This is a genomic window from Pseudoalteromonas sp. AS71, from assembly GCF_038900275.1.
Taxonomy (GTDB): domain Bacteria; phylum Pseudomonadota; class Gammaproteobacteria; order Enterobacterales; family Alteromonadaceae; genus Pseudoalteromonas.
In genome coordinates, this window is record NZ_JBBMQZ010000014.1 from 40845 (window position 1) to 53956 (window position 13112).

Here is a 13112-nt window from a genome sequence, read left to right on the forward strand (position 1 = left end):
TGGCTGTTTATAAATTAAAAAAATATCATTGCATCAAAATGGAATATATAAATGCACTATTTTGGTGCGTAAATATTCCATTTCGGTGCAAAATTTACAGAGCGTAATTTGTTGTTAATTTAATCAGCTGGAATTAGCATAACCTAAATGCAAAAGAGTAACAAAAAGATCGGAAAAATAGTCAAAAAGAGGGTTTTTTGAAAAATAATTGAAATTTAATTCATATAATTGTCATATAAAAAACAGATACTTAGTAAAAGTATTGAGAAAGTTTTAAAATATGTATTGGATAAACTTTCATCCATGTCATTAATGAGGGATAATATGCGCCCTTTTAAATCCTATGCTGGGACATCTCGCGAAAGCGTGGATGAGTGCGTAGATCTTGCAGGATCATTGAGAATTTAATTTCTCTGAGTAAATATATGAGCATCGAAAAGTTAAGAAATATAGCGATTATCGCGCACGTTGACCACGGTAAAACAACTCTGGTTGACAAACTACTTGAGCAATCAGGTACATTAGAAACACGCGGCGGTAACGAAGAGCGCGTGATGGACTCAAACGACATTGAGAAAGAACGTGGTATTACCATTTTGGCTAAAAACACAGCCATTTCTTGGAACGACTACCATATCAATATCGTAGATACCCCGGGACACGCCGATTTCGGTGGTGAAGTTGAACGCGTACTTTCGATGGCTGACTCAGTATTATTACTTGTTGATGCTCAAGAAGGTCCAATGCCACAAACGCGTTTCGTTACGCAAAAGGCATTCGCGCAAGGCTTAAAGCCAATCGTAGTTATCAATAAAATTGATAAGCCAGGTTCACGTCCTGATTGGGTTATGGATCAAATCTTTGATTTATTCGACAACCTTGGCGCAACTGACGAACAGTTAGACTTTAAAGTAATCTACGCTTCAGCTATCAACGGCTGGGCAACGCTAGATTTAGACGAGCCATCTGAAAACATGGAACCTATGTTCAAGATGATCGTTGAAGAAGTATCACCACCGGATGCAGATCCTGAAGGTGACTTCCAAATGCAAATTTCTCAACTAGATTACAACTCTTATGTTGGTGTAGTTGGTATTGGTCGTATTAAACGTGGTTCTGTTGCTCCTAACCAACAAGTTACTATTATCAGTGCTGATGGCACTACACGTAATGGTAAAATTGGCGCAGTACAAAGCTACCTAGGTCTTGAACGTATCGAAACTGATAGAGCTTACGCTGGTAACATCGTAACTGTAACAGGTATTGGTGAGCTTAAGATTTCTGACACAGTTTGTTTCCCAGGAAACGTTGAAGCATTACCACCACTAAGTGTTGATGAGCCAACTGTAACAATGACATTCTCTGTAAATAACTCACCTTTCTGTGGTAAAGAAGGTAAGTTTGTAACGTCACGTAACATCCGTGAGCGTTTAGACAAAGAATTAGTACACAACGTAGCACTTCGCGTTGAAGATACTGCTAGCCCAGATAGCTTCCGTGTTTCTGGTCGTGGTGAATTACACCTAGGTATCTTAATCGAAAACATGCGTCGTGAAGGTTACGAGCTTTCAGTTTCTCGTCCAGAAGTTATCTTACGTACTGTTGATGGCGTTCTAGAAGAACCGTTTGAAACAGTAACTATTGACTGTCAAGACGAGCACCAGGGTTCTGTTATGGAACAAGTTGGCCTACGTAAAGGTGAACTTACTAACATGACTCCAGATGGCAAAGGCCGTATGCGTTTAGATTTCATGATCCCTAGCCGTGGTTTAATTGGTTTCCAAACTGATTTCATGACGCTTACTTCGGGTTCTGGTCTTATGTACCATACGTTCGATCATTACGGTCCTCACAAAGGTGGCGACATCGGTGTTCGTAAGAACGGCGTAATGATTGCAAACGCAACGGGTAAAGCACTTACTAACGCATTATTCAACTTACAAGAACGCGGCCGTTTATTCATCGGTCACGGTGTTGAAGTATACGAAGGTATGGTTATCGGTATTCATAACCGTGATAACGACCTTACAGTTAACGCCCTTAAAGGCAAGCAGTTAACTAACGTACGTGCATCTGGTACTGATGAAGCGCAAACGCTTTCTCCACACCTTAACTACTCACTTGAGCAAGCGCTTGAGTTCATCGATGATGACGAGCTAGTTGAAGTTACTCCACTAAACATTCGTATCCGTAAGCGCCACCTTACTGAAAACGAACGTAAACGTGCGGGTCGTGCACCTAAGTCATAATCTATTAATTTAGAATAATGATTTTAAAAGCTGCTGTATTGAAAAATACAGCAGCTTTTTTGTGAGTTTTAGTTAGCGAGGTTAAAGTTTTAAAGTCCAGTTAGACTTTGAAGTGCTTTATCTAGCGTATTTGATATAAATGCATATTTGGTAATCTCCAATACTCAAATGAATAACTGATGTGAGTTGAATGTACTAGTCAAAACCATATTTTATGTATATTGTATACCATATGTTATGGTTAGTTTAATGATATGTAATGACCGACTTTAATAAAGCTTTCCAACTAGAAAAGCTTACTGTTGATCCTACGATAGATAAGTTGAGTTGTGATGGGGAGTCGATAGATATTCAATCTATGGCTATGAGGATTTTATGCCACCTCGCGAGTCGAACAGGACAGCTTGTAACAAGAGATGACTTGAGAAATCATGTTTGGGGGAATGCTACAGTAAGTGATCATACAATTAATAATCACATTTATAGTTTGCGTCGAGCACTGGCTCAATTAGAAGCAAATAAGAAATATATCCATACGGTAACAGGTACAAAGGGTAGTGGGTACAGATTGAATGCTTCAATATTTCAAAGCAGGAATAAAGTCGCTAATAGCTTAAGTAATAAGCTCTGTAATGTTGTAGGGGCCATTACAAAAAGAATTTATGAGATTAAGAGTTGGCATCATTATCGCTATATATATTTAAGTGTAATACTTGTCTTAATTATTGCTCTTACTTTTTATCTATATATGGCTAAGCCTAATAAATATAGCTTAGTTACCTCAATGACACATAATGATGGGAGAGTCCAAAGTCTTTCTGTAAGCGATGATGGCCAGGTTTTATTCTTTTCACATCATTCAGCCCAGCATAATGCCTGGCAGCTTTATGCAAGCTATACAGACGATTTAGAGAGTGTAAGCAAAGTTTTTAGTAGCTCATTCAATAACGATAACTTTGCTAGTGTATCTCCTGATAAAACTAGGGTTGCATTTGTTAGGTATAATAGTAAATTTGCTGGCATTTATTTAGCCAATTTTGACTCAAAAGAGCTAAGAGCAACTAATGCTAAATTACATATAACTCTACCTATTCATAATATCTCACCTTCAATAAATTGGCTCAATGATGAGCAGTTCTTCTTCAATATGAGTGAAGTAGCTACAGCGCCTTTAAAGCTTTATTTATATGATATCTTTCAGGCTAAGTTAGAACAAATAAGCTCCCCTGAATTAGCGTCTCAAGGTGATTTGTTTGCCTCTATATCACCAGATAAGCAGTGGCTGGCTGTAATGCGCGCTGATAATATGCAAAGTTATACAATTAATCTTTTCAATATTATGGATAGAGAATTTATACCGACCCCTATTTCTCTTTATGAAGAGAGAGCAGGGTTTAGTTTTAGTGATAATAGTAAATCACTTTTTTTTGTAGATGCTGAAGGGTATTTGTCAAACTATGATATTGCGACTCAGCAAGTAATCAAAATTACAGAGAGAGCATATTTAGGCTACTGGCCAACTAAAATAATAGGAAAGCCGTATATAGTCATGCAGCAAGAGGGGAGAAATGAGTCGTTTGCAAGGCAAATAGTTAAATATGCTAACCCATTAAAAGGTGGTGATGGGGTAGGTAAAGTTCTTGTTAGAAATAAAATGTCCCTCCATGGCATTGCAGAAGTGGGCAGTGGTAGGCTAGTCTTTGCTGCTGTAACCCCCAGTAATAAAGTGCAATTATGGCAATATGATAAAGGTAATATAAATCAACTAGCAAAGTTTAAAGAGCGATCGAAATATTATTCACCACTTAGTATTAATTGGAAAAAAGGCACAAATAAAGCGGTGCTATCGATAAATCACACATGCCAGCTTATAAATATAAAAACGGGCAAGGCTACCCCTCTTTGCCCTGATGGAGAAAATTTATATACAGGTAGGTTTTCTATTTCAGGTAATGAGTTTCATTTTATTGAGTCAATATATGGCAATTCTAGAGTCATGAAAATGGGAGGCTCAGGGTACCCATTAAACATAGTTACTGCGATACCTAATGCAGACAGTATTGCACAATCTCCTACGGGGGATTTCTTTTACAGTAGGGCTGATAATAATGATATTTACCACTACAACCCAATCACAAAAAGTCATACTAAAATCATCTCAAGAGTCCTTAGTGCCAATAAAAATGATGTAAATGACTTTGTTGTATTTAATCATGGGGTCTACTTTATCGACAAGAGTGATGCAGTGAAAAGTATAGTCTCTTATTATAATTTTGATACAAAAACAATTGAAGAACTTATCTATAGCAAAGCTAATTACTTCGAAGTTGCTTTGAGCGATGATGAGCAACACCTGTATCTAATCGAGTCATATGATAAGAAGAGTCATTTATTCTTAATGAAAGAATAAGCACGCAAGAGATTTTTATCAATCAACAGACCAAATATTTAAAATGTTAACTAATATTGATGGTAATTATTACCTTCAATATTAGCCTAACCCTCAAACTTTACTTTTACTCGCCTCACTTGCACTTTATAGAGCTTGTTATTAGCTGCTTTAAAGATATCTTTTTTAATCAGTTGTCATCATTTAGCTCTGTTTTCTAATTATCTTATTTACATCCTGGTAACTTTAATTTACCTTTTGTGTATATTGCATTCAATATATTTTATCTTGTAAGTGTTGAATAGCTCTATTTTATTAATCCTTGAGATTTGAAGATTCTCTTGGGAAGTAAATGAAAATACCTAAACTGTGAAACATAAGTTGAGAAATGTTTCTTCTAAAGATCGAAAAGAATGTACTGACACAGGAATGTCTTGATTCTTCACTTTCAAATAATACTTAAAGAGAAAAGTGCATGATTAAAACTATAAACTCAGTGGGGGCCATAGCTGCATTTATGCTTTGTGGCTTCCAAAACGCATCTGCAGCAACTATAAATGAGGTGTTTACTGAATCTTATCAATGTAATTCTGTGAATTTACGAGCGCAAAGCGGTATAACACAACAGCAATTAAGAAGTAGTTGCGATGAAATATCTGAAACTGAAACGGATTTTTACAGTTTTTTTAATACGAATGCTAGTTCCCCGCTGCCCAATGACAATAATACTACCTTAGATGTTTATATTTACTTATCAAGTGCAGAATATAAAGCTAATGGCCAAGCGCATTTTGGAATTAACACTGATAATGGAGGAATGTACTTAGAGGGAACACCATCAAACTCGGCAAACCAAGCGAAATTTATATCGCACATTTGTGAGGATAGTTGGGTACCTTTTTCTTGTGCTTATACAGGGCAGGTATATAACCTACAACACGAATATGTACACTATTTAGATGGTCGTTTTAATGTCTCAGGCCCCTTTGGTACTTTTACATATAATGCGGGATTGACTGAAGGCTTAGCTGATTTTCTAGCTAATGGTACAAACTATACAAGGACACTCAATAGCCTCTCTGGTAAGGAGATTCCTCCTTTCTACAATATTTTAAGTGCGGACTATAATCACCCTGATTTATATCAATGGGGTTATATGGCGATTCATTATATGAATGCAAATCATCGAAGTGATTATGACGATATAATTAATGCGCTTCGGTCTGGGAGTACTGCAACTTATCAAACAACCTTAAAAAATGTTTCAGACCGTATAGGCGATGGTTTTTCTGATTATGTGCAATCATTAACATCTGCGACAGCTATGAGTTATGTTGCACTTCCTGAAGATAATAACTTTGGCTCATGTAATTTGGAGCAAAGGTATATTCGATATGTAGATGACTCTTCTACATCTAATCTGTCAGTGCTAAATAATACTTCAGTCCCGTTAAGATTAATGTGGATTGATAATGTTACTGGAAGTGCAGGAACACAAGAAATAGCATTATTAACGCAAGGTCAGCAATACAATAATAGCTTTTGGCGTGAAAACGATCGCTTTGTCATGATGAGCGAAAATCGAGAATGTGTTGGGGTTGGTATTGTTGGGCAAACAGCTAGTTTTTCGGTAGAGCCTAGTTTAGTTAATAACTTAGTGCCTGACATTTTGCCTGCAGCTAATGAGATTGGTTCATGTAGTTTAGAAAGGCCTTATTTTAAAACTACAAATACCACTAATGTAACTGTTACAAATAACTCAAATGAAGTCATGCAAGTACGGTGGGTTAACTATGTAACTGGTGCGCGCTCTGATACTGTTTATGCAACACTTAACGTAGGTGAAAGTTATACAGGAACTACATGGCAGGCTGGTGATAGAATGGTGTTTGTTGATTCATTGAATAGCTGTAAAGGGGTGGTTTCTCTTACACCAGGTGAAAATGTATATTCTATAAATGGTGATGTTCAAAATAATGCGCCAACAGCAAATATTAACGGTACTTATAATGGGGTTGTAAATATAGCCGTTAACTTTACCAGCGCGGGTTCTACAGATAATGATGGTTCGATAGAGGCTTTTCGTTGGGATTTTGGTGATGGTGCAGTGAGTACACTTGCCAACCCTAGCCACGCTTATAACTCACAAGGGGTTTATGATGTGCGTCTTACTGTAACTGACAATGAAGGGGCAACAAACACTACAAGTACTAAAGTGACTATTTCAGCAGAAGATATTATACCAGGGAATACCTTACCAAATACATGTACTACACAGGCACCTATTACTGGTGGTAATTTAGTAGCTGGTAATACTGTTTGTTTAGGTAATTCACCAGTAATTTGGCTTAGTATCGCAAATATTAGTGGCCATGACAGTGTTAAAATCAGAACGTCACACGGTTCTGGTGATTTAAGTATTAATTATGATAATTCAGGTTGGCCTACAGGCACGAATAGTGATGATGGTATTTCGAATGATATTGGAAACAGTGAGTGTATTTATGTATCTGGAGGGCGTAACTACTGGGGTAATCTGAAAATTTCTAATTCGAATGGAACTGCATCTATTTTAGTTGAATTTGACACTCCTGGATGTAATGTTAGTGAAAATCAGAATACGCCCCCAACAGCTTATTCTAATGGTTCATATTTAGGTACTGTGAATAACTCGATAAGTTTTAGTAGTGCAGGTTCATCAGATACTGAAGGACCAATAGTTTCATATAGCTGGAACTTTGGAGATGGAAAAATCAGCACTTTAATGAACCCTAGCCATACTTATACAGCTGTAGGTGACTATAATGTGGAGTTAACAGTTACGGATAGTGATGGTGCTACTGACACGGTAGTAACTACAGCTTCTATAAGTGCTGAGCACAGTGGTGGTGATACAGTGATCGATGCTTGCGCAATAGAAAGCCCTATATCGGGTTGGATTGAGCAAAGTGATGATATTTGTGTACCCAGCGGCTCTTGGGTTAATGCAATCGCATACTACGGTATTAACGTTCCATTGGGCACAAATAAAGTTGTCATAATGACAGCGCATGGATCTGGTAACGGAAATTTATATTATAAATCATCTGGTTGGGCTAGTGGGAATAGTTATGATCAAAGGTCTGACAACCCGGATAATGCAGAATTCATTACGATAAATAATCCTCGAGCAGGTTATCATTATTTCAGTATTGTTGGTGAGCATAATGGGATGTCAATTAAGTTTGATTTTGAATGATTCTTAGCTTATTAGCACTAGGATTTGGAGAATCCTTTGTGCAGGTTGTATTGAGGTGAATTAGTCTTAGTGTATTGTTTTACAGGTAAGAAAGGTCTGATATGTGCCCCATTCAAATAATGATAGGGGCGCAGCATAGCTAATCACTACGTGTTGAACTACGGGTCTTTATATAGCGACTAACTTTTTGCCTAATGAGGTTAAACAAACGGCTTAACCTCAATGTTTTCTTAAGTATGTCAGTGGAAGGCGTAGTCCCCTGATTAGCTTACATATTTTATTGTACGGCTAAAATGCTATTTGTTTAAGTAAATCTAACCTCTTAGAAGTCAAAAAACCTTAAGCAGCACTCTTCATGTAGCAGAACATTTAATCTCGAAAGATAATTATACCTAATTTAATCTGAATTCTGCATAGTGAATCTATCTCCAACGGTTACTTTCAACGCGAGCTACGTTGATTTTACTTTTAATTAGAAAAGCGTCTAGCATGTAAATTCCCCTCGTTATTCCTAATATTATTCGCGAGATAATCAAAAATTTTTCAGATATCCAGTCTTATTTCGTAAATTAACCCAACTTAAAATAAATAAATTGTAAATGTATTGCATTGGCTCCGGTTGAAAATTGACTCGTTAGCAGGTGGAGTCTAGGGCTTATTTGATATCAGCTATTTTTTAGTTAATTGGTGGAGTAAAGCATTGTGCTCACTTTTACTCTTTGGAATTTCTATGTAGATTTATTTCATAATTATGTTGGGTAAGAAAAAAATTAGCTCTGTTTAGTAATTCATGTTCGTTATGTTTTTTAAAGTTTACCATTTTATATCATCTATCATCACAATTTATCATTGTGCTTTAAAAGTTCTTTAATTTCAATTTGTTATTGTGATTTTAAATTTTGTTTTTAGTGTTTTTTGAATGCTTGATTCTATGTTTTATGTAAGTTAGTTTTTAAAACTTAGTTGTAAATAAAAAGTAAATTTATGTTTTTAAACTAAAGCATAAAGAATAGTTAACTAACTTAGAATGGTGAAAAAATGAAACGACCCCCATTAAAACTTGTGAAAAGCCTGATAGGCTCTTTTCTATTTATCTCATACTATACATCCGGTGCAGAGTTACCAGATATGTGTGCAACTCAAGGGGCGTCGACTTCTATAAGTGATGGATCCCCTGTTTGTATCAATGATGATGGAGTTGCATATTTAAGTATTGCAGGAGCAAGTGATCATAACAGTATTGCTATCAGCACAGCACATGGTACGGGAGATCTTAACTTATATGTAGATCAGGGCCGTTGGCCTAGCACTGCATCAAACAGTACCGCTTATAGATCACTAACTACAGACTCAAATGAAGAATGTGTAATTATTAGTAATCCAAATCAACATTGGTTAATGATTGCTATATCTGGAGAGCGAAGTAATGCATCCCTTGTTGTTGATTTTGGTGCGACTACTTGCCGAAGCAATAACGAATTACCTAACGGCGGTAGTGAAAACACAGGTACTTTAGCTGCTCCTAGCAATTTGCAAGCAACAGTTAACGGAACAACCATTAATTTAACTTGGGATGATAATTCAAATAATGAGAATGGCTTTGAGATTCAACGATCAAGCGCAGGCTCTTCTTGGCAAGTAATATCAACGGTGGGTGAGAATACCACAACTTATACAGACACAGGCTTAGTTGAAGATACGACTTATTATTATACAATGTTTGCTCAAAACAGCACGAATAGGTCTGGTTGGAGTAACACTATAAGTATGCAAACCAGTTTGTCAGATCCTATTAGCCCTGAACCCAACCCTAACCCCTATATATTACCAGATATTTGCGCTACTCAAGATCCAACATCAGCAGTTTCATTACAGGATGGTGTTCCTGTTTGCGTTCCTGCTGCGTCGTATAAGCTAGGTTTTAATGTTTCAACATTCAACAAAAATATAACTAGTATTGCTTTCAGTACCGCCCATGGTTTAGGAAACTTAACACTTGCAGCAAGAACAGATGGTTGGCCTGTCGATGGAGATGATAGTACTAGGTCGTCGCATATAGGTAATACTGAGTGCGTTATTTTAACGCAGCCAGCAAATGGCTGGAATAATGTCAGTTTAGAAGGGTTATTTAAAGGGGTTAGTGTTGTTGCCGACTTCAATGCAACTAATTGCCGCGTCACTCCAGGGTTAGTAGATCCAGGTAATGATGGATACGATTATGAGAGTGTCCATGTCTTAGTTTATCCAATTAGATTTCCTGATCAAGATTTAGAGTTTAGTACTGCTCAAATTAATGCTGAAATGCAAAAAACCAAAGAATACTTTACTGAGCAATCATATGGTAATTTCAATTTTACGTGGGAGATAAAGTCAAAAATTACGATGCCCCATGACCATGACTATTATAATTATGATAAGTCTAAGTGGAGTTCAGGTTATAAAGAAGAATTAATTAATACTGGCATAGATCCTAATTTTCCAGGTGAAGGCACCATAATAATGGTAACGGCACCGCCTGTAGGTACACAAGCAAGTTACTTTATTAACTCTCAAGCAGCTCCTCCTTTAATGGAAATCTATACATATAAAGCTGGCACTATTGCCCATGAAGCGGGTCATGCATTGGGGTTGCATCACTCAATGTCTATAGAGGGGGGGAGCAGTACATTAAATGGAAATAGTAATGACATAGTTACTAATTACGGGAATGTATTTGGCTTAATGGGGATGGGTGCTCACTCTTTAGAAGAAATGAACTTAATGTATAAAGGGTATTTTAAAAATTGGATTACAGAGACTGATGTACCCACTGTCACAACTTCAGGAAAGTATAGAATATATGCTTTTGATCATGGCACCAGCAATGGCCATAATGCGCCTGGCCCGATAGGCCTAAAAGTAAAGTCAGGGGATGGAGATAAAACATATTGGGTAGAATATAGAACCACACAAAATGGTGAAACAAATACACCTCCAGAGTCTCAATTACGTACTCCTTTATTGCAAAGTGGTATTCTTATAAATTTACAAAACTACATGGATGAAAACGCGGCTCCTTGGTATAACCATAACTCATTATTGTTGGATGCAACTCCAAACTCTCGAAGTTCTGGTTGGTCGTTAGAAGACTTTAATGATTCACCACTACTTCTGAACCAAACGTTTATAGACCCTTGGAATGGCTTTAGTATTTATCCAGTTGAGGTTGGTGGTACATTAGGCACTGCAAACGCTTGGATTGATGTTCAAGTTACTATTTACTAATACGAGCTTAGAAGAAATACACATTCTTAATGTGTATTTCTTTGTTGCTTAATAATTAATGTGATGACTACTATTTATAAAATTTAGAGTTTTACCGCTCATACCTACAATGCTAAAGAGCGGCTAGCGCACCAAGGTGATTTTGCCAAATACATCTGCGTCTATAAATCCACGGTTTCTATCGCCGTTTACAGGTTGGACTTCGTGTGAGCCCATAAAGTGTTCGCGCACTTTGCTGCCATCGTTATCACAGTAGGCGAGCATGAACCCGATAACTTGTTTTGCCGTTAATTTAATAGGTGTATTTTTTGTGCCTTCTTGGTAATCATTTGGATAGAGTTTGATCGCCACTTCCCAAGTAATGTTATAAGGTGCTACGGTATTTCGTTTCCAGTTACTTACTAAGTGTTCTGTGTATAAGTGGGGCTTTTTATCAGGCCCAAAATCGGCGGCTTGGTTATCAAGGCCTATATGATACGCAAATGCAGTATGATTAAATTGATGATTACCACCTGATGCATCGCTATCGATAAATATCTCTAATGCATCGTCATCCCAATATTTATAGGTTGGATCTGCGTGTGTATCTATTAAAACATCATCCACTATATCGGCTTGTAGGTATAAGTAGTTTTGATCCCACAGTAAGCGATAACGCCCTTTAAAATCGGCATCGTTTGATGGCAGTGTGCCATCCATTAAATAAGGCATATCGTGCCAAGTGGCTTTATCCCACGCACTTTCTGATACGCCATCAATAGTAATTGGAGTTGATGTGTGTTCAACATCAATGGCCATTGCAGGCGTGCTTAATAAAAAGCTTAAGGCGAGTGCTAATTTTTTCATTAATTTCTCAATTTTATTGTGGATTTGTCTTAATGTAATAACAATCTTAAAACAGCTAAGTAAATAGTTACAGTGAAATACTTTCGCCTTCGTTTAAAATATACAGCGGTGTTTTAGCATCCATATTTTTAACCATGTGTAATAAACGTAGCAAAGCAGAGTGGCTAGTATGGTCGCCCATTTTCCAACTTGAGTTACCGTATCCCCACGGTATTATTACTTTGCAGTTAAGCTCTTGTGCTGCGTTAAGCGCGTCTTCTGGTGTAGTGTGAACGTAGCGATAAAATTTGCCACTTTTTTTACTGTATATCTTTAAAGTGTTTTGAGTAGCCCGTATCGCCTGCAAAAAATAAGGTACTGCCGTTTTGTTCAAGCAGCCAGCCATTCCATAAGTCTTTATTGTTATCTTCGTAAATAAAGGGCACCAATACTCGAGCGCTAAAATGATGAGCTGGCACGGCATTAATAACTAAGCCGTCAATGTTGGTTGTTGAGTACCATGGCATTTCGCTAATATTAAAACCGCCGGTGGGGAAGTTGTCGGCCATACCGAGTGGCGTTAAATAGCGAGGTTTATTGCCAATGCTTTGTATGTCGGCTTTATTAAAGTGATCGTAATGAATATGCGAATACATTACCGCATCAATATTTTCCAGTTCTTGTTCACTAGGCCAAGCGCCTGCTTTACGATAAATACCACCGCCGAGTTTAAAGCCAAGTGCGACTGGAGAATCAAACTGATTTTTTACCGGATCAAACAGCACACTTTGACCATTTGGGGTGTTAATTACAAAACTAGCGTGACCAAGCCAGCGCACAGTATAGCCGGTGCTAAGTTGTGGTTTAGTTTGCAGACCTTGGTATTGGCAGTTTTCGCTGCCGGTTTTGCATAGTAAGTCTGGGTGGGTTGGGTAGCAGTTTTCAGTACAGGTGGTGGGATATGTTTTTTCACCTGTGTATAAATTTTTATAACGACCGTTTTTATCGTTAATAACTATAACTGAGTCGGGGCTGGTAATACGATTAATATTATTAGGTGCACCGCAGGCCGTTAGTATACATAAGAGCATTGTTGCGATTAAAAAGCTTTTCATTGTAAATCCCTTTTAGCATTCCCTTTAACATA

5 protein-coding genes and 1 pseudogene are annotated in these 13112 nt (G+C 37.3%); 4 read left to right on the forward strand and 2 right to left on the reverse strand.

The window, feature by feature from the left end; all coding sequences use genetic code 11:
* Positions 1-425: 425 nt before the first annotated feature.
* The 4 genes from typA (at position 426) to WNY98_RS11880 (ending at position 11140) form a co-directional block, all read left to right on the forward strand.
* Positions 426-2249 carry a translational GTPase TypA gene (typA, locus tag WNY98_RS11865; protein WP_024596972.1) on the forward strand — a complete coding sequence of 608 codons (1824 nt, stop codon included), beginning with the start codon at positions 426-428 and terminating at the stop codon, positions 2247-2249.
* Positions 2250-2508: 259 nt separating this feature from the next.
* Positions 2509-4659, forward strand: a complete 2151-nt coding sequence (locus tag WNY98_RS11870; protein WP_342877994.1) for a winged helix-turn-helix domain-containing protein — start codon at positions 2509-2511, stop codon at positions 4657-4659.
* 454 nt (positions 4660-5113) lie between these two features.
* Positions 5114-7876, forward strand: coding sequence for a collagenase (locus WNY98_RS11875; RefSeq protein ID WP_342877995.1), 2763 nt, complete (start codon positions 5114-5116; stop codon positions 7874-7876).
* 1038 nt (positions 7877-8914) lie between these two features.
* Positions 8915-11140, forward strand: coding sequence for a fibronectin type III domain-containing protein (locus WNY98_RS11880; protein ID WP_342877996.1), 2226 nt, complete (start codon positions 8915-8917; stop codon positions 11138-11140).
* Positions 11141-11263: 123 nt separating this feature from the next.
* Here WNY98_RS11880 and WNY98_RS11885 read toward each other — a convergent pair whose 3' ends face one another.
* Both WNY98_RS11885 and WNY98_RS11890 read right to left on the reverse strand, forming a co-directional pair.
* Positions 11264-11986: a CBM9 family sugar-binding protein gene (locus tag WNY98_RS11885; protein ID WP_342875889.1), complete on the reverse strand. Its 723-nt coding sequence runs from the start codon at positions 11984-11986 to the stop codon at positions 11264-11266.
* A gap of 67 nt (positions 11987-12053) precedes the next feature.
* Positions 12054-13080: pseudogene (locus tag WNY98_RS11890) on the reverse strand (MBL fold metallo-hydrolase).
* Positions 13081-13112: the final 32 nt, after the last annotated feature.